11 protein-coding genes are annotated in these 21,220 nt (G+C 34.7%); all 11 read right to left on the bottom strand.

All coding sequences use genetic code 11. The annotated features are described in order from the left end of the window. Positions 1-245: 245 nt before the first annotated feature. The 11 genes from KFZ70_RS11985 to KFZ70_RS11935 all read right to left on the bottom strand — a co-directional run bounded on the left by KFZ70_RS11985 (position 246) and on the right by KFZ70_RS11935 (position 21,218). Positions 246-4,271, bottom strand: a complete 4,026-nt coding sequence (locus KFZ70_RS11985) for a two-component regulator propeller domain-containing protein (RefSeq protein WP_139696355.1) — start codon at positions 4,269-4,271, stop codon at positions 246-248. Between the two features lie 95 nt (positions 4,272-4,366). Next, on the bottom strand, positions 4,367-5,494 hold the full coding sequence (locus tag KFZ70_RS11980) for a glycoside hydrolase family 105 protein (protein ID WP_139696357.1): 1,128 nt from the start codon (positions 5,492-5,494) through the stop codon (positions 4,367-4,369). Positions 5,495-5,501: 7 nt separating this feature from the next. Beyond that, positions 5,502-7,772 (bottom strand): glycoside hydrolase family 3 N-terminal domain-containing protein, encoded by a 2,271-nt coding sequence (locus KFZ70_RS11975; protein ID WP_139696360.1) that lies wholly within the window; start codon positions 7,770-7,772, stop codon positions 5,502-5,504. 16 nt (positions 7,773-7,788) lie between these two features. Continuing rightward, positions 7,789-9,153 (bottom strand): family 43 glycosylhydrolase, encoded by a 1,365-nt coding sequence (locus KFZ70_RS11970; protein ID WP_139696361.1) that lies wholly within the window; start codon positions 9,151-9,153, stop codon positions 7,789-7,791. Positions 9,154-9,157: 4 nt separating this feature from the next. Further along, on the bottom strand, positions 9,158-10,123 hold the full coding sequence (locus KFZ70_RS11965; RefSeq protein WP_139696363.1) for a Gfo/Idh/MocA family protein: 966 nt from the start codon (positions 10,121-10,123) through the stop codon (positions 9,158-9,160). A gap of 269 nt (positions 10,124-10,392) precedes the next feature. Continuing rightward, entirely contained in the window at positions 10,393-13,920 is a 3,528-nt protein-coding gene (locus KFZ70_RS11960) for a family 78 glycoside hydrolase catalytic domain (RefSeq protein WP_139696366.1), read from the bottom strand. Positions 13,921-14,190: 270 nt separating this feature from the next. Further along, complete coding sequence (locus KFZ70_RS11955) at positions 14,191-15,375, bottom strand: Gfo/Idh/MocA family protein (protein ID WP_139696368.1); 1,185 nt, start codon at positions 15,373-15,375, stop codon at positions 14,191-14,193. Positions 15,376-15,378: 3 nt separating this feature from the next. Beyond that, positions 15,379-16,722 (bottom strand): Gfo/Idh/MocA family protein, encoded by a 1,344-nt coding sequence (locus KFZ70_RS11950; protein ID WP_139696370.1) that lies wholly within the window; start codon positions 16,720-16,722, stop codon positions 15,379-15,381. A gap of 2 nt (positions 16,723-16,724) precedes the next feature. Next, a complete protein-coding gene (locus tag KFZ70_RS11945; RefSeq protein WP_139696372.1) occupies positions 16,725-18,116 on the bottom strand; it encodes a DUF1080 domain-containing protein in 1,392 nt (463 codons plus the stop codon). 290 nt (positions 18,117-18,406) lie between these two features. Beyond that, entirely contained in the window at positions 18,407-19,459 is a 1,053-nt protein-coding gene (locus tag KFZ70_RS11940) for a DUF5627 domain-containing protein (RefSeq protein WP_139696374.1), read from the bottom strand. Between the two features lie 40 nt (positions 19,460-19,499). Further along, positions 19,500-21,218, bottom strand: coding sequence for a RagB/SusD family nutrient uptake outer membrane protein (locus KFZ70_RS11935; protein WP_139696376.1), 1,719 nt, complete (start codon positions 21,216-21,218; stop codon positions 19,500-19,502). Positions 21,219-21,220: the final 2 nt, after the last annotated feature.

The raw sequence follows: 21,220 nt of genomic DNA, 5'->3' as shown, positions 1-21,220 counted from the left end.
GCAGAGAATTCCTTTTTCATTATAAAAAATCACATAAAAATGTTTTTTCAAGTCAACCAGCCTAAAGTACGCTAACCGTGTATACTTACAGTTATATTTTGACTGTGAATCTAGGCTCTAAATTCTGTTATTTAGATTCTATTGTTCTATTGAATGCCAACTTGGATAAAAGTGCATATCCTTTTTTATTGTAATTCTTTTCACCTTCACTTGTTATCGGCTCAAATATGAAAAATTACAACGCATTATGCCATAAAAGATTGCGCATATTCTCGAGGCGATTTACCAAACTTAGCTTTAAAACTTTTACTAAAGTATTTTTGGTCTTTAAAACCTACTTTGGCACTAACTTGATTAATATTGGCTTTTCCTTTTTCTAAAAGTTGAGCCGCACGAATTAGTCTTAAATGCTGAATAAATTGTTTAGGTGTAAAATCTGTCCAAGCTTTTACCTTTGTAAATAATACCGATTTACTAACACCCAATGCTTCACAAAAGAAAGGAATATCGAAATCATAATTACTTATATTTTGCTCAATAATATCTAATGCTTTTTTATATAAAGTTTCATCCAGAGAAGACATTTTTATATCTTCTACACTAAAAACTTCGTGCTTGTTTAGTTTAGATTTTAATTGCTGTAACGTTTTTAAGTTATTACTAATGCGTAACTTTAACTCTTTAATATTGAAAGGCTTACTAATATAATCGTCGGCACCACTTTCCAGCCCTTCTATTTTTTGTGTCATATCTGATTTTGCTGTTAATAGAATAATAGGGATATGACTGGTTCTAATATCCTCTTTTATTAATTTACATAACTCGATACCTGTTGCTATGGGCATTACTACATCGCTCACAATCAAATCTATTGGTTCTTGTATAGCCTTTTTAAATCCTGTTTTTCCATTTTCAGCCTCAAATACGTTATAATCATCTAATAAAATATTGCGCATAAACGTTCTAAGCTCTTCATTGTCCTCTACCAATAGAAGCGACTTTTTTTTATCGGAAGAGATTTTTGAAGAGAAATTTTCTTCAAATTTAATCTTAGTGTTTTCGGGCTGATTTAAATAATGATTTACATCATTTAAAATGAGATTATCATCTACAAAATCCTGAGCATTGAAATGCAACTTCCCTTTTAATAATTCTACCTTAAAAATTGAACCTTTACCTCCATCATTAGGGTTAACACTAATTTTTCCTGTGTGCAACTCTATTATATTTTTTACAATTGCTAAACCAATTCCAGTCCCTTTTTTTATATCCTTACTCATGTTATCCGTAGGAGTTATTTCGAAAAAACGATCAAATACTCTGTCTCTATATACTTCGGGAATTCCTATTCCATCATCTTTAACCAGAATAATCACGGTGTCATCTTCTTCCTTTATTTGTATTGTTATTTTTCCAGGACTAGGGGTGTACTTAAAGGCATTGGAAATCAAATTAAAGAAGACCTGTTCTAACTTTTTTTCATCAAAATATAGCGATATTTCAGGTGATGATGATTCAAAACCATATTGATATCCTTGGTTTTCTGAATAATCTGAAAAAGACTGATAAACGTCCTTTATGGTACTTACAATATTATATTTGGCTACCTGCAAACGCATTTGATTGCTTTCATATTTCCTAAAATCCATTAATCGATTAATAAGTTGAAGCAAGTGATTACCATTAATTTCAATAAGTTTAAGCTTTTTAAACATACTACTACTCCCCTTATAATTATTTATAATTTGCTGCAGTGGTCCCAGTATTAAGGTTAGAGGAGTTCTAAACTCATGAGATATATTGGTAAAAAAATCAAGTTTGGCTTGATTTACCTTTTTAATTTGTTCTGCTTCTAAATGCTCTAATTCTAAAGCATGTTTTAATTGGGTTTTAGATTTCGAAACCTTAAACAAATAGTAAATTATTGAAATAATTATTAAAAAATAAAAAGTATATGCCCACCAAGTCAACCAAGGCGCAGGCTTTACTTTAATATTTAAGACAGTTGGTATTTCATTAGTAACTCCATCGCTATTTATACCTTTAACTTCAAAAACATAGTCTCCGGGCTTTTGAATGGTGTAAGCTGCAATATTATTTGAAGATTCAACCCAATTTGTTTCTAAACCTTTAAGACGGTATTTATAACTATTACTTTTCGAATTTATAAAATTTGGAATGGAAAAAGACAAATTAAAGTTTCCCTGATTGTGCCGTAATTCAATTTCTTTGGTAAAACTCATTGTCGTTTGAAGCACCTTATCGGTATCATTAACCAAAACTGAATGATTATTAATTTTGAAGTCGGTTAGTATAACTTGTGGGGCATAATGGTTTTTAACAATTTTATCTTCGTTAAATATTGTTACTCCAGAAGGTCCTCCAAAATAGTAATCATCACCTAACCGCAAACCTGCATCTCTATTAAACTCGTTGCTTGACAAACCATCTTTTTTAGTAAAATATTCTTCAATTGTTTTTTCTATATAGTTATACTTCAAAATCCCTTGTGTAAAAGTACTTACCCAAAAGCTTTTATCATCCCCCTCTAAAATACACCGAATACCATCTATGGGTTTATTACCAACATTTAGTGGAACATATTCCAATACACCGTTAGTCAATTTAAAAAGACCATCTTCAAAAGTACCTATCCATAAATTTTTTTGAGCATCTTCATAAATGGTATTTATTTCAAACTTAAAATTAGAGGAATTACTATATACAAACGTCTTGACTTCATTTTCAGTTGTAATAGAATTTAAGCCACGTAATGTACCCAACCAAATATTTTTAGAAGTATCAACCCATATGGTTTTTATATTACTATTAGTTAGACCAACAGGTTGAGATTTGGCGTTGTATATGAAGAAGACTTTCTTTAAAAAATTGTATTTAATTAGTCCTTTACCATTAGTTCCTATTAAAATAGTATCATCAGAATATTGTACAATTTTTAAAATCCCGGCATCACTAATAAAGTCTTTTAAATTATCTGGAAAAGCATTATTAATGAATTGTTTTGTTTTTAAGTTATACACAAAAACACCTTTATCAAAAGTTCCAATCCACAACTTACCATCCTTAGTTACACATAGCGATTTAATATTATCACTTTTTAAATCTTTATAATCGTTGGAAGTTATATGTTGAATTATATTCGTATCCTGATTTAATACCGAAACACCTCCTCCCTCTGTGCCAAACAACAGTAAGTTTTTATAGTTAACTATTGAGCTTACAACTTTAAAATTTAAACCTCTTTGATAAGAATTCTGGGTAATATTTTTAAAATTATTATTGAAGTTATGATGTAAATTTAATCCTCCATAATAAGTCCCCACCCAAATAGTACCAACATTATCTTTAAAGAGGGTTTTTATAAAATCATCATTTAACGATTTTGGATTGTTATCATTACTATATAAGGCCTTAATGGATCTTTGTTTATTAACAAGATGAATGCCGTGGTACGTAGCCACCCATAAGAGGCCTTTATCATCATAAACTAATTTTCTCGCATTTCTACTTTTTCCAATTAATTCAGTTTCTGAGAAAAAAGGAAGAATTGCCTTTGTTTGCATACTATATTCAACAATACTATTGGTTTTTGTAGCCAAAAGTATATTTCCATTTTCAGACTCCACAAGGTCATTAATATCTAAACCCTCTGTTTGATGTATTAACTTAAATTCAAATAATTTATTTTCAATAGGCTTACATTGATACAAGCCGTTAGAACTACCTATAAAAATGTCTCCATTTTTGGTTTCTAATATTGATGACGGTATGTGTATGTTCCCTACCTTTTTAAATACATCATTAACAGCATCATAAAATGAAACACCCCCAAAATGGCTTACCAAAACATCTTGATTAGCAAGTACTTTGATCCCCTTAATCATATTATTCCCCAAACCGGATTGGTTAGTATTTAAAAAATATGATTTAAAACTATTGGTTTTAGGATTAAATTTATTCAATCCAAAAGAAGTTCCTACCCAGATAAAACCAGAACTATCCTGCTCTATACACTCAATGCCATTATTGCTGATAGTGTCAGGGTTATCTTTTTCATGACGATACACTGTAAATTCTGTGCCATCATATTTATTCAGTCCATCTTTCGTACCAATCCAAATCTGACCAAGTTTATCTTGATGTATAGCCATAACGGAGTTTTGAGACAATCCATTTGCATCAGTTATATGGTTAAAGTTATAATCTATATATTGGGCATGCCCATAATAGACTGAACATAAAACAAACAAAAAAACAATATTTTTAAGTTTAAATAGTTTCAAAACTGTGTACAGTCAAAAAACGGGAACATAATGTCCCCGCCTTAAATTTTAAAATTATTAAATTATTCTAAATTTAAAATCTCACTACCTGCTAATAAAAAAGCGCCAGTACCAAAGTTTTGCCAGCTATCTGCCGATGCTGGCTCTGGAAAAGCTCCTATATCTTGTACCCAACCCACACGACCATCGTCATGCTGACAAGCTTTTATAGCATTCCAAGCTTTAAGAACAGCAGGAGTATGTTTTTTATCAATCAATCCATTATTTATTCCCCAAGCCAACGCAAATGTGTGGAAACCACTACCACTTACTTCACCATGATCATAAGATTCTGGACATAATAAACTTGTACGCCATAGCCCATCTTCAGGTTGTATTTTCAACATGGTTTCAGATAATTCTTTAAATAATTGCTCATAGAAAGGACGGTGCTCATAATCAGCTGGCATATCATCAAGTATTAATGCTAAGCCAGCAATTACCCAACCGTTACCTCTGGACCAAAATACTTTTTTACCGTTTGGCTCTTTAGTAGGATTATCATTGCCTTCCCAAACAAAACGCATATCTCTAGCGAATAGTTGCTCTTCTTTATCATACAATTGATTATAGGTTTGCATATAAAACTTATGCATCTCATCTAAATACTTAGGTTGCTTGGTATGCTTTGCATATAAGTTTAACACTGGAGGCGCCATAAATAATGCATCACACCACCACCATAAAATGGTTTGCCCCATATCATTCTTTTTATTCCCTGCTTTCCATACATCATCTTCATACAAATGTGCATCTAAGAAGTTTTTAGTGGGTTCTAAATCAACAAAATTCTTTCTACCACCATTCATATCAATATATAAATAGCTGTATGAAATGGCAACATCATCGGCATGATGTAAACGTTTATACGTTTGCCAATTATTCCAATAACCTTGATTTTTAAGAGCTGCCATGTATATCATATCCTTTGTAGTTTTGTGGGCACGTGCCACACCTGTATAATAAGCACCTTCTGTCCAATCTGTAGGAGAAATAGCAAAAATTGGATGCGCTTCTTGCCACTCTAAAGCCTTAATCATAGAGGCCTTTACTTCCTCTTTATTTATAGCCTGTACTTCTGCTACTTTTTGTGCAGTGGAACAGTTGAACAATAGCATAACCGTTATTAGTGTTACAATGGATTTACTCATGATGTTTTTATTTTACAAGTTTAAATTTAGTTTCTAAATAGTCCTTTGAAGAAGTACCAAGCATAACGGTGTAATCTCCAGCTTCTAGTCCTTTTTGCATATCCAGACGGGTGAACTCGAGCATTTGAGGTGTAATTTTAAATGAAACCGTTTTACTTTCTCCTGCATCAAATTCTATCTTTTGGAATCCTTTGAGCTCTTTATCTGGTCTAGTAACAGACCCTATTTCGTCTTTAATATACATTTGAACCACTTCTTTGGCTTTCATACTACCGTTATTAGTAACCTTCACACTTACCTCCAGTTCTGTATCTGGTGTAATTTCTCCCTTAGAAATTGAAATGTCTGAATATTCAAAATCGCCATAGTTCAAACCATGACCAAATGGAAATAATGGTCCCTTTCCTAAGAATAAATATTCCTTCTTATAATTGATTTCCTTCATACTATAATGAAATGGAATTTGCCCAATAGACCTTGGAATTGTTACAGGTGATTTCCCCGATGGCGACACCTCACCAAAAATAATTCTTGCGGTAGATTCGTCTCCAAACTCACTTAAATCCCAAGTATCTAGAATAGCATCAGCATGTTCCGCAATGGCATTAATAGAAAGCGTTCTTCTATGCTTTAATACCACAATAACTGGCCTACCTAAAGCTTTTATACGCTCAATCAATTCGTCTTGTGGCCCTACAGGATCTATGGTTGCTCTATCACCTAAGGCATGGGTAAAGAAAGCCTCTTTTGATGTAAACTCATCACCTCCCATAAATAAAACTACAACATTAGAGCTTCTAGCAATGGATACCAATTTATCTAAGGCTCTTCCATCTCTTGGCAACAATTTTGGTTCACCACCTGTTTCATCTGTTAAATGAAACCCTTTTTCTGCTACAAATTTAATATTGTCGCCTGCTACAGATTCAAACATAGCTTTAGTATTCTCTGTTACAAGAGGACCTAAAAGTGCAATTTTAGTGGTTTTTTTAGCATCAAGTGGCAACGTGTTAGCTTCGTTTTTTAGAAGAATAATAGACTCTAAATCTGATTCTTTCGCTAATTCTAAAGACGATTCTGCTCTGTTTCCTTTCTCTACATCTTCTATATTAATATAAGGATTATCAAAAAGTCCTAAAATAAATTTTGTTCTTAAAACACGTCTTACGGATCTATCAATTAGTTTTTCAAGTTCTGGATTTTTCTTTACCATTTCCGGAAGATAGGCATAAGAATCCTCCGCATATAAATCGATATCTATTCCTGCCTCCAATCCCATTTGTGCGGCATCCTCAGGAGTTTCGGCTACATTCATAAAATAATGCAAACGGGCAATATCGTTAGAATCAGAAACCACATATCCTTCAAACCCCCATTGGTCTCTTAAAACACCGGTGAGCAACTCTGGATTACCATGTGATGCCACGCCATTTATATCACCATGCGATGCCATTATACCTAAAGTTTTAGCTTCCTTAACCGCGGCTTCAAAAGGTGGGTATATTTCATCTATTAATGTTCTTGGAGAAATTTCGATAGCTGCAAAGTTAGAGCCACCTAACACTTGTCCGTAAGCTGCAAAATGTTTTGTCACTGCACCAATATGCGTACCATTACCTAACCCTTCGTAATTACCTTGCACACCAATAACAGCATTTTTAACCATTTGTGTGGTTAAATAGGTGTCTTCACCAAAGGCCTCGCTCATACGTCCAAAACGCGGGTCCCGCACTAAATCAGCTTCCGGTGAATGGCACATATGCATACCGCGTAAGCGTGCTTCACGGCCAACAACATCCCATTGTCTTTGCACCAATTCTGGGTTAAATGATGCTGCCGAGGTCATAGGGCGACCAAATTTTGTACAACCTGTTGCGTCAACACCATTGTACGACTCTGTGACAAATAACGCAGGAATACCCCAACGGTTATGTTCAATAATATATTTTTGAAGTTCATTGTTCAATTTTGCAGCCGTAATCGCATCAACGTGCTCTCCTGGATTTTTTATACCCGCAATGCCCAATTTTAACTTTTTAATAACCTTTTCGGAAAGTTTTAATTTTCCGTTTTCATCGTGTTTTACTCCAATATTGGCGTGGAAAATTCGCATTTGCGCCACTTTTTCTTCTAACGAAAGTAATGGCAATAAAGCCTCTACGCGTTCTTCAATGGATAACGAGGCGTCTTTATAATCTTTTAACGAAGCCTCTTTGCTGCCACATGCATTAAAAAGTAACCCGACTACCACAAGGGCTAAAAAACATAATTTCTTCATTTGATGTCTTTTGAATTTAGTTTAAAAATGAAAAACTATCAATTAACAGCTGATTTTCACTGAATTCCTCTAACAATATATAGAGATTTTCTGTACTATTAATAGATGATAGATTTATTGTTATGGTTTGTATCTGTTTTGTTGGCTTTAACGAAACCTTCTGAGTTCCAATTTGATTTCCGTTCAAGCTATCTTTTTTTATATCAAAAGAAAATGCTCCGCCTTGAGGCGCATAAACTTGAAACTCTATTTTAGATTTCCCATTTAATCCTTTAACATTGGGAAAATTTAAATAGCTCTTTTTTGCAGTTGTTTTAATCACAAACCCCGATATATATTCTTGCTTAGTTATTCCCTCTGCTCTAAAGTAATTTTCTGCTTCTATTTTACCTTGTTTTGCTTGATAATTACCAACACCAATGCCATCAACTTTTAGGGTTGCCATTTCTCCGTTTTCCTTATAATGCACATAGCTTATAAAACTATCTCTAAAATACCTGTTACCTGTTTGACTAATATCACAGTAGATGTAATACCACTGGTTATGCCATTCAAAAAATGAACCATGTCGTCCTTGCATAAAGCCTGTTGGCCAAGTTGGAGCATCGAAACCTTCGGCAAAACTCTCTGCTTTTATCACAGAATCTTTGTAATCATATGGCCCATAAAGGTTGTTAGAAATGGCATAAAAACACCCCCAAGACAGGTAATACTTCCCCTTATATTTGTGCACAAAAGGCTTATCATCTGTTGGTTTTTCTTTGTTTTCGCCATCTAAGTTATATGGCCCGTGCGGGTTATTGATGATGATTTTTTTGGGTTTTTCAGCCAAACTTACCATATCATAATTTAGTTTGGCAATGTAGTAATCCCAAACACCAAAAATAATGTAATGTTCTCCATTATCTTCAAAAACGGCCATGTCATATTCATGGGTTGGTGTTAAATCAGCACTTAATAGCGGTTGGTTTAACACATTTGTCCAGGGACCAACAGGTGTATCACCAGCTACAACTCCTGCTTGTTCATTACCTTCAGAAAAGTACCAATAGTATTTACCATTTCTATAGGCCGCATCGGTAGCCCAACATCTTGAAAATTCTTTACCGATATAGGTGTCTTTAGGATTTAAGACAGAACGCTTAGTCCAATTCACCAAATCTGGCGACGACCACACCCACCAATCTTCCATAATAAACTTGCCATTATTGATAGATTTATCATGCGAAGCATAAACGTAAGCGGTATCATTAAAAATGTGAATGTGCGGATCATTTAACCCTACATTTGAAACAATAGGATTTTGAGCAAAAGAATAAGATATATTCAGTAATGTCATGCAGAATACAATACTTCTTAATATTATAAAATTATTCTTCATAGGTTTAGTTTGTTCCACAAAAGATATCCATAATTTTAGTTACCACTGTGGCCTCTTCAACAGAACATGGGTTTTGATTTTTTCCCAAAAAATACCCCACCACTTCCTCTATCATAGGCTGCTGTACATGCCTTGGATTTTCAAACTTAAAAAATTCACTTTTCGCTGTAGTTTCAACCCTTATCTCTTCATTGTAAAATGAAAACGTAATGGTACCTTTTTCTCCTTTAATGATACATTTGTCATTATCTTCTGGAGCATTAAAATTCCAACTTCCTTTAAAGTCAACACCATTTTTAAATTCCAATTCACCCTTAACCAAATCTTTTGAAGCTGCGTTACCTAACATGTTTCCTTTTTTAACTTTGGCAACTTCACCAAAATAATAACACATTAAATCTATTTGGTGCGGTGCAATATCATGAAAGTACCCTCCTCCTGAAACTTCAGGATTTAATCTCCAATTTTCATCTGTTTTGGCAATTATATTGGCGTCTTGAGATTGTGCAATATCAATTTCTGCTGAAAATACTTTACCGATTACATTAGCATCTAACAACTCTTTGACCTTAATGAATAAAGGTAAATTTCTACGATAATGAGCCACGGTAACTTTTACATTACTACGGTTCAATGCATCTAAAAGGTCGTCAGCTTCCTTACTATTAAGCACCATGGGTTTTTCTAAATATATGTTCTTTCCAGCTTTAATAGCCTGTTTCGCATAATTTAAATGTGAAGAAGGTGGTGTTGCAATATAAACGGCATTCACCTTTTTATCATTAATTAATTCAGAAGCACTTGTAGTATAATTTGGTACTTTATGCCGTTTGGCAAAATCTTTTACTTTTTCTTCATTTCGTCTCATTACGGCGGTCAAAGCAGAATTTTCTACTTTTTGAAATGCCGGACCACTTTTTACTTCGGCAACATCACCACAGCCAATAATACCCCAATTAATTAGTTTCATGCTTTATTCAATAGCGTTAAAAACTCTTCTATGAATTGCTAAAGATACATTAAGAAGTCCTGATACCTGTCCTGCACTGTGCGGTAACTAAGCACTGTTTTTTATGCCTCTGTTTGTTTTTGGTTGAATATATTGAATAGGCACATTCACTCTAAAACAGAAAAGCCTTTTAAACGTGGGCTATAACTTTAGAGATTTATATTCTTACCATCTAATATAAAAGAAAAAAGCCATATTAATAATAGTCATTAACATGGCTTTTTTTTAGTCTAAAAAGAATTAATCTTCAACTGTATGATATGTTTTCCTGGAGCGAGTCTTATAGATTCAAATGCAGACGGCACCTTTTCTCCATTATGAATAAGGTCTTTACCATCTAAGCCATTCAAGCTAAACTCTGCCATCATGTTTCCTGGTATTTCAATTTGATAGGTTTGAAGCCTAGGACCATTATGTTGATATGAAGCTTTAATTGGACCTCTTACGGTAGGCACTTCAATTTCACTCGATTTTAACTTACTCATTTGAGGCTTTATAGTAGCAATACCAAATCCGGGAGTTTTAGGTTTAATTCCCCATAGTCCTCTTGGTATTGCATTTGCTGGCACAGCTCCCCAAGCGTGATTCCAATCTAAATTTACTTTATAATCGTAATCCCAAGCCTCTAAAGTAATTGTTGACCCTACTCTAATCATATTATACCAACTTCTTTTTGCTTTGCTCGCTAATAACTCTAAAGCATAGTCAGCCTCTCCTGCATTATAAAGACCGTCTATTAAAAACTGGGCGCCATAAACACTACAGGCCATTCCTCTTGATTTCACATAATCTACAACAGATTGATAATGCTCTTGAGGCACTAATCCAAAGGCTAATGGCATCATATTGGCATGTAAAGATGCATGATCTGTACCTATACCATCTACATAAACACCTCTTTCTTTATCAAACATTTGTTCATTAACTGCCTTTTTTGCTTTAATAGCTCTATATTCAAAATCTAATGCTTCTTCCGTCTTTCCTAAAATTTTTGCAAACTCTGCCATAATTTTCATATTCTCGTAAAAGAAGGCATTAATTACGGTACTGTATGGCTTAAAGACGAATCCGTCACGTTCTCCTTTGGTTTTACTACCTGCAAAATTTGCACCTGGCCAATCCACAATATCTGTTAATGGTTTTTTATAGCCTTCAGGAAAACCAAGTTTTTTCATAAATGCAGCGTCTACTTTTGTAGAGGTAATCAAACCGTCTTCATTTGATAATTCATATAGCGATTTATGCTTTAATGACTCATAATAACGCTCTACCAATTCAGTGTTACCAGTATACATGTAATCTGCATAAATTAACAAAGGCACATGCTGTTGCCACTCTGTTGGCCACGTAGGGTTTTTCATGAAGTATTCAATGGTGCGTCTGGCCATAGCATACTCTCTATCAGCGGTATAATGACTCAATTGATTTAAATAAGCGTCTGCCTCATAAGGAATACGCTCTCTGTCACCATCAACGTACAATCCGTTAAACGTTGTCGCTTTTATTGAGTATTTGGATAAATCCCAAACTTGGTTCAAAATATCATTGTTACTTTTAAAACTACTTGCATTTTCATCCCAATAGGTATGGAAAGCCAATTGTGTAAAATCATCAGCAGCAAGTGTTTCTTGAGCGCCCTCCAACTCAGCATATCTGAAAGGAACAAGCGGAGGAAAACCTTTTGGCAATGGCACAGCTTTGTTAGCTCTTGTATTTCGCTCGTCTTCATGAACTTTAATCTGATATGTTGTTTGGCCTGGTTTTACATCAACCTTAATTTCTTGATACCGAATATTGCTTTTTGCCGGAGGTGTTCTATTCACATTGCCCTGATCATCAATCATTTCACCAACTCTTACAGTAAGCGTATGTGGTGTTTTCGCGTTATAAGTAAACTCCATGGTAGCAAAGGCTGCCTTACCAAAATCCATGAAATACACGGCATCGCGTTTCTCAAATTTTTGAGGTTTTATTTTAGATGTTTCAAATTTATTCTCAGTAGAAATAATATATGAATCACTCTTTCCTGTTGTGAATTGTTGTGCTTCAGCATAATCAACAAGTCTGTTTTCTTCTTCCCAAATTCGAACCTTCCAAAAATATGTTTTTCCAATTTCTAATGGAGCGCCTTCATACTCTACATTTGTAGATTGTGTTGAGGCCACTCTTCCGCTATCCCAAATATCACCATTATTATTATCGATGCTCTTTTTGTTTGAAGCGACTAAAATTTGATAAGCACCTTGATATTTAGAGCCTAATGGCACCGTCCAACCAAATTCAGGCTTTAAATCAAAAATCTCAACATCTTCACCTGGTTCTCTTATAAGTTCAACCGTTAAATCGGTTGGTGCCGCTCTAAATTCGTTACTATTTTTCTTTATTAATTCTTCAAGTTTAGCACGAAGATTATCAGCTATAACTTTGTACTTTTTCTTTCCTATTAAATTCTTAACCTCTAACGGATCTTTCTTAAGGTTGTAAAGCTCTTCGATGGTTTTATCATTCACATACCTAAAATACTTCCATTCTTCTGTACGCACCCCTTCACTTGGCGGAATATTTTTAAAATCCCAAAGGTGTTCTATCAAAATAGTATCTCTATCTATAGAATTGGTTTCTTGCTTTGTAATTGGCAGTAAACTTTTACCCTGCCAAGACTGTGGAGCTTTTACGCCTGCTATATCAGCAATAGTATAAGGTACATCAATATTAAGTACCATATCTGTAAAATCTTGATGCTTGTTTACTCTTGGATCAAAAACAATTAATGGTACACGAATAGAGTTGTCATACATTAACCATTTGCCAGCCATTTGACGCTCTCCTAAAAAATACCCATTATCACCCATAAGAATAATAACTGTATTTTTATCTAATCCTTTTTCTTTTAATTTCTCACGTATTTTTGTGATTTCTTTATCAACACCAGCAATCATTCTGAAATAGCCCTTTAAACTATGTTGGTATTTCTCAGGTGTATCATAACGCCATGTCCAGCGTAATCTATTAAACCCATCTCGTACTGCCTTTGGTTGCGCCAAAAAGTATTTTTCGTCGGCCAATTTAGGTTCAGGAATGGTTTCATCCTCAAGCATGCTATTCATTTCTTCTTGCCAGAAGTATTGCTCAACGGCACTATCGTGGGCATGCGGTGCACTAAAGCTAAGCGACAAACAAAAAGGTTTATCATTGGTTGCATTTTTATCAATAAAATCAAGTGCTTTTTGTCCTGTATAACGTGTTAAATGAACTGTATCATTATCAATTGTTTTGTAATAATATCCTCTTCTGTCTTTGTATCGGTTGTTTCTATCGTAATCTTCGTATTCATCAAATTGCTTATCTAAACCGTCATATCTTACACCGTATTTTCCAAAAAAACCTGTATAGTATCCGTTGTTTTTAAGTAAGGTTGGATAAGATTGTGCCATATATTCCTCGCGAACATTACCCGTTTGAAAATTAAAATTATGAGCGCGTTCATGTAAACCTGTCCACAATGAGGCTCTACTTGCCGCACAAATTGGCGTTGTTACAATAGCATTATGGAAATAGGTTCCTGCATTGGCCAAATTATCCATCTCTGGAGTTTGTACAAATTTATTTCCCGCATAACCTATGGCATCAAACCGTTGATCATCAGTTAAAATAAAAATGATATTGGGTTTTTCTGAATTACTTCCTTGCTGCGCCTGAATAACATTCAAACTGTATACAGCAGTTAATAGCACTAATAAAAAACTGTTTTTAAGCATTTTAGTTTTTGATTTTATATTTTTTAGTTAAGAAAATATTTGTCACACCTCCATAGTGGTTAAAAATAAAATTTAATACTCTAAATTGTATCCTGCTCTGTCCCGTAACACTAAAAAAAGCAGCTAACATAATTAGCTGCTTTGGAATATAAATAATCATTATTGACTAGCGATAGTTTTTTGACTAAACAACAACCTGTTAACTGCAATACAACAGAAAGGTTTTAACCAAAAGAAAAACATGCTATTTTTTAACTATAAAGTACCACATTAAATGGTTTGATTCCATTTTACAATTTCATTATTGACCATGGCGTCAATTCCCATTTGTACGCAAAAGGCCGCTTTTGCTCCCGATATTACGTTTGACAAGGGTTGTTTGTTATCTACAATGGCCTGTCTGAAATCTAACAAAGCTTGTTTACTTGGATTAAGATGCTCAACGTTAATTGGATATCCTTTTTTTGGATTGTATTGCGCAGTAGCTCCACTTACACCATCAACATCACCCATTACCTCACGTTTTTCTCCTTCAGGAAAAAACCAGGCGTTCTTTGTATCAATAATGATGGTTCCTTTATCTCCAATTACCTTAATTTCATAACCGTCTTTTGCATTACTAGTTAAACAGGTAAATTTAGCTGTAACACCACTGGCATAGCGGTAAGTAAGATGTACATTATCAAATGTTTCTCTGCCGTCTTTCCAATAGTCAACTCCGCCAACGCCCATTACTTTTTCAGGCACTTCATCAAGTACCCAATTGGTAAAGTCAATTTGATGTGAACATAATTCAGCCGTTAATCCTCCTGAGAACTCCCGATACATTCTCCAATTTACGGCACGTTCATATTCAGGTTGAGGCACAGGTCTTCTCCAATTACCATGTCTGTTCCATTGACATTCAAAGGCACTAATCTTACCTACTTTGCCTTGTTTAATTAACTCAACTACATGTGTATACAATCTTGAGCTGTGGTATTGATGTCCAGTTTGAACTATTTGCGAAGATGCATTTGCCTTATTCAACAAATTATTAATCCCATCGTAGCCTTTAGCTAAGGTTTTTTCACAATATACATGTTTCCCAGCATCTAATGCATCAATGGCTATTTTGGAGTGGGTACTAAATGGCGTAGCTATTATAACAGCGTCAATATCCTTATTATCTAATAACTTTCTGTAATCATTGTAACCAACTGGAGTTGTTTTGGCTTTTGCCAACCCCTGCTCCAACCGAAAAGGCAAAATATCACAAGAGGCAATAACATTAATATTGTCAATTGAATTAATTATGGACGTTAATCCTCCTCCTCTATCACCGGTACCAATAACACCAATATTTAAGGTGTTACTACTATTGAATTTAGATAATACATTTCCGTATAGCAATGATGAACTTGCTAACGCCGCAGAGGCCATTCCTGTTTTTTTAATAAATACGCGTCTTTTCAATTTTTATAATTTAGGTTCCCAACCAGGTTCGTATGTTCTTTTCCATAGTGCCATAGCTTCTCTATCAAATATTGTACCTGAATTCTCATCTACGTCAAATCCTTTATCTATTCTATACGCAATATTTGCATAATGTGTAAGCATTTGTGATTTTGCTCCAATTTCAATTGGAGAAGTCAATTCTTCTTTACCTCTAATTCCGTTCAAGAAGTTCACCGTATGACGTGTTGACAAATCACCGCCACCGCCTAAGGCTACACCGCCTTCTGCTTTACCCGACTTCATCTCCTCAACAAGTTTTCCTTTTCTATCAAAACGCTCAAAGCCGTCACGATCAATCATTACAGAACCTTCTGTTCCCATTATTAGCGTTCCTCTTCCTCTTCCATATTTTTTGTAAGCATTTCTGCTTACTCCATCCCATTGAATGATTTTACCATTACCAAATGTATAGGTGGCCAACATGTCGTCATACATTTCCCAACCATCATCTTTAAAATGATTCTTTCCGGCTAAAACATCTACATATTTAGGATAATTTACATCTAATGCCCAGCGTGCAATATCTAATTCATGTGTAGCATTATTCCCCATTTCTGCAGTACCAAAATCCCAACCATACCAGTGCCAGTTATAATTCCATGTATCATGAGTATAGTCTTTTCTTGGTGACGGCCCTTGGAATAAGTCCCAGTTTAAACCTTGCGGTGGGTCAGCCTTCACTGGATTTGGAACCTTTGGCCTGCCATTCGCGTAAAACCCAATGGCTTTATATGCATCACCAAGTATACCGTCATGAATATCTTTGATGATTTTAATACTTTGCGGTGAGGAGCGTTGTTGGTTACCCATTTGAACCACTTTATTGTACTTCTTTTGCGCTGTAACCACCAATTGGTTTTCCCAGGCGTTGTGACTGCATGGTTTTTCTAAATACACATGCTTTCCTGCTTGCATGGCCATAATGGCCCCAGGGGTGTGCCAGTGATCTGGAGTAGCCATAAAAACAGCATCAACATTCTTATCATCCAGAATCTTTTTGATATCCTCTTCAAGTTTTGGCTTATAGCTTATTTTTTTTCCAACTTTTTCGGCTGCTTTATGCATTTGACTTTGCATCACATCACACAAATACAACAAACGCGCGTTATTGTCTTTTGCAACTATACCATTGATAAATGCACCGTATCGTCGTCCTAAGCCTTGAATAGCTACATTAATTCTATCATTTGCTCCTATGATATTATTATAACTTTGTGCAGACATAGCGTTGATTCCACTACTTAAAGTGATTCCTGCAGTAGCCAGCGTAGTTTTCTTTAAAAAATCTCTTCTTTTATTTGCCATCTTTATTTCTTTTTATTTTTTGGAACACGAATTTTTATATTTCTGAAAAACACTTGATCACCGTGATCCTGCAATAAAATTTGGCCTTTTTCTAAAACTCCAAATTTAGGCCATTTTGCATACTTACTTTCTGAAACTAATGTTAAAAATGCTTCACTTCCTCTTTCATATTCTAAAACCTTAACTCCATTTATCCAGTGTTCAACATGATTATTGATAGACTTTATATAAGCCGTATTCCACTCACCAACAGGATTTACAGGTTTACTTGGATCGGCCTTTATCAAATCATATAGTGAACATACAGTTCTGCTCCCTTCGTGAGATCCTAATTTAGCATCTTCATGCAAGTCATCATCCAAAATTTGATACTCTAAGCCAATTGAAGACCCAGGCCCCTTATTAAGTTCTGTGTCTACATAATATTTTATACCACTATTTGCTCCTGGTGTTAGCTTAAAATCAACTTGTAGTTCAAAATTACTATATTCTTGCGTTGTTACAATATCTCCGCCAGCTGTTGATTCTGCGCCACCAGTTTCTGCTACGATTAGCTCTCCATTTATAATGGACCAACCTTCCTCTGGGAACTTGTCTAATTTAGCACCACGCCACCCACTGGTTGTTTTACCATCCCAAAGCATTTGCCAACCCTCCTTTTTTTCTTGAAAAGTTAACTTGTTTTTAGTTACCACAGGTTCTAACGGTGATTTTCTAGAATATTTTGATACATTTTCTGTTAAGATTTTAGCCTCTTTCCACATCACTGTTTTACCAAGTCTTTCTTTATTTTTGCCAATGGAATGCACTTGTAAGCCTATAAATCCACTTGCTGTTTTATCATCAATCAAATAAGCTGCTGGCACATTATTTATCCAAGTTTTAATAGTATCACCAATAGCCTCAACACGATAGTGATTCCATTCATTTTGTTTAAATGCAGCCTGTGCACTAGTGTTGTTTTCTAAAGGATTTAACCATTTGCGTCTGCCTTCATCATAAATACCACCGCTCCAGGCACGTTTTGAAGGATCTATTTCAATTTGATACCCATGCACTCTTCCATTTTGATAATATGGCAAGCTATTACTTCTTATTTGAATACCCGAATTCATCACAGGGTCTACTTTAAAGGCTATCTCAAGAATAAAATCATCGTAACGTTTATTGGTGGTTAAAAATGTATTAGGAGTATCGGCGGCAGTGGTTCCTGTAATAACACCGTTAACAACTTCATAAGATGCTTTACCGCCTAAAATGGTCCAACCATCCAGATTGTCTTCATTAATTAAATTCACCCAAGGAACTGGATCATTCTTTTCTTTACAAGAGTAAATGTTCCCCATATTGAAAACAGTAAGAAAACATAATGCAATAGATTTTAATAGTTTCATTTTTATCATAATTTTAATTGTATTTTTTTACTAAAAAACTCCCCATCATAATACCTATTAACGTGTGTGATGAAGAGTTTTAACTAACTCAAAAATTTCTAAATAATCTAAACTTTAGTAAATACTTTACGCAAATTAAAGTTATACAAATCAAAAACCATCCTGTGCCGTACTGCTCAATCTTGATTAATCTGAATAAAAGATGATACGAAAACCTTTTAACAAACAAAAGAAGCGAGGACATGTCCTCGCTTCTTTTGTTTAATCTATAAATTTTTGGAAGTTCTAAACTAAGGAAGTTCCCTTAGCTCCACAGTAAACTGTTCAAATGTAACATCTCTGTTTCTTATAACTAATGTATCCTTGACAGCATGTGTTTCATTATTAACAGCATCTGTATACGAATAATCTAGATATATTACATCGCGCTTCTCTCCTCCCCATTCATCACCATTTTCAACAAATCGTCCTGAACCAGAAACATTATAAGCATCGTCTCCAAAACTATTTACAGTACACGTTTCGTCACTATTAAATACCAACTCAATATTTACATCTCCTGGGCTTGAAAGCTCACCTCTTCGCACACGGTTTGCATATCTTACATTTGACCTTCCACTGGTCATTAATTCAGTAACCTCATCGTCTACAACAAATTCTGATCTGTAGGTTGAGGTAGTCACCTCTCCTGAATTGTTTGTCATAACATCTTCCCCTCGGCGTAAGTATTTGCCTTGATACTTGTTCATGAATTTTATACCAAAAAGTGTGTAATCTTTAGGTGCGGGATTCCAATCTTCATCCTTTATTTTTATTGGATTAGACACAATAGGTACTCCTGTAAGTAATGAATCTAGACCCTCATAATCAACAATTTTTAAAGGAATGACATAATGCGTATTATTCTTGGTAGCATAAGCAAGCGGATCATCAAAGAAAGCTTCTTCTAACTGAATAGGAATACGACCATTTATTGATCCTGCAGGTATAATAACAGGGCTAGGCTTTTCTATGGTATAATATGACGCTGGCAATATCTGAACCGTTACCGAGTCTACTCCTAAGGTATTGGCGTCAATTAATTCTGGAGCCAACTCAAAATATACTTTTCGGTCAGAATTATTTTCAAAAACTCCAGACATTACAACACCTATTTCAAACTTACCTTGGTTATCATTATCATTAAAACCCAAATCATACTTACCTTGAATTAATGTTCTTGCAGGTCTTTGATATGGAAAATATACTGAAGTTGAACCAAAATCAGCGACTTCAGTATCTTGATTCTCACAAGCCATTAGACCAAAGGCTAAGGCTATTATTACAACTAATTTTATTTTCATGTTAAATATTTTTTTTTAATTCTTTATTAGTATCCTAATCCTACCAACCTGAATTTTGTTCAAGGGCTGGAAACTTTAATGTTTCATCATTTGGAATTGGCATATATGTAGCAAAGTCAGGATATTTTCTTTCTTCAACTTGGTCATAACTATAATTTGTTCCATTAATGTTAACACCTTCAGCTGATTCAATCAAAGACAAGCCCCATCTTCTTAAGTCCCAGAATCTATGACCTTCAAAACTTAGTTCCAAGCGTCGTTCGTTTCTAATGAGTTCTCGCATATCTTGTTTTGTAGTAATAGACGCTAAGTAAGCATCTGGTTGAGCAAGTCCCGCTCTTTGTCTTATTGCTCCAATCACTTCACGCGCGGTCATACCATTAATTTGTTGGTCTGGCCCACCCACTTCATTAGCTGCCTCGGCAAATATTAAAAATAATTCTGTATATCGAAAAAACACATCGTAGTGTCTTTGCGTTGTTTCAGACCCATCATCATTTAATCTTACATCTGGACGAAGTAATTTTTTGAGGTAATACCCTGTTGTTGTAGAAAATTCAGGAATAGAATCTCGTCTGTCAATTCCGCCTCCAACTCCGGTATTAATTGTTCCTCCTCCAAAATTATCACCGTTTAGTACAACAAACTTTGCTAACCTTGGGTCTCTATTTGTATACGGATCTTGCGGATTGTATCCATTCGCTTCAGTTGCAGGAAATCCACTTTGCATTGGGAAAGCATCTACCAAATTTTGTGTTGGATTAATTTCGCCACTACCATTTACCGAAGGTGGGAACACACGTTTTTCAATAGTTGCATTTGGATTTTGCTCTGAGCCTCTCCAAATCATTTCGCCACCAGTATAACCATCACTATCTAAATAAAACTCAAGACCATTAGGTACTAAACCTGAAACTCCTCCAATAGTATTTAATACTTCACTTGCATCGGTTGCTGCCATATTATAATACCCTTGATCATTTAAAAATGCCGGACTTGCTGCAAAAAGCGCTAAACGGGCTTTTAAAGCACTTACTATTTTACCAGAAATACGTAAATTAATGGCACTACCATTGGCAACTTTATATTTATTAAAATCATAATCTTCGTAAATAGGATTTACATCGGATTGATTATCTGAATAAACTGTTGGTAATAAAGTAAGTGCCTCATCAAAATCTGCCATGATAGCTTCAACCGTATCTTCAAAAGATAAGCGTGGTAAATTAAAATCGCCATCAGACTCAATGAATCCTTTTATATAAGGCACGCCTAGTAATTGTCCAGAAGTTCCATAACCAGCATGCGCCTGTAGTATGTAAAAGTGATGTAATGCTCTCAATGCCAACGCCTCTCCTTTCATACGCATATAAAACATTTCATTAATCTCCTCATCTGTATTCCATACAATCTCACCAGCGTTAATAATTTGTAAAAATTTGTTTACCCATAAAACGCTTTCATAGTTCCTCCAACGTGATGTAGGGTTAAACTGAGCACTTAACTCTCCTTTAGCTATACGCTTAAAATCATTATCTAATTGATTATTAACCGCATCATCTGTGGCCGCTTCATCAAACGTAAACTGATCTATTAAACGTGAATAGCCCTGCAATAACACACCTTCTGCTGCTGCTGGTGTTTCACCAACAAACTCAAAGTCCAATCTATTTTCATCAATAGGATCTAAGAAATCTTCACAGCTAACAACGCCAGCAAATACTGACATTATAAACATATATTTTATTAAATTTTTCATTC

This window comes from Allotamlana fucoidanivorans, assembly GCF_045788535.1.
In the GTDB taxonomy this organism is placed as follows: domain Bacteria; phylum Bacteroidota; class Bacteroidia; order Flavobacteriales; family Flavobacteriaceae; genus Allotamlana; species Allotamlana fucoidanivorans.
The sequence above is the reverse complement of the archived record's forward strand: the minus strand, read 5'-3'. Positions and strand labels throughout refer to the sequence as shown.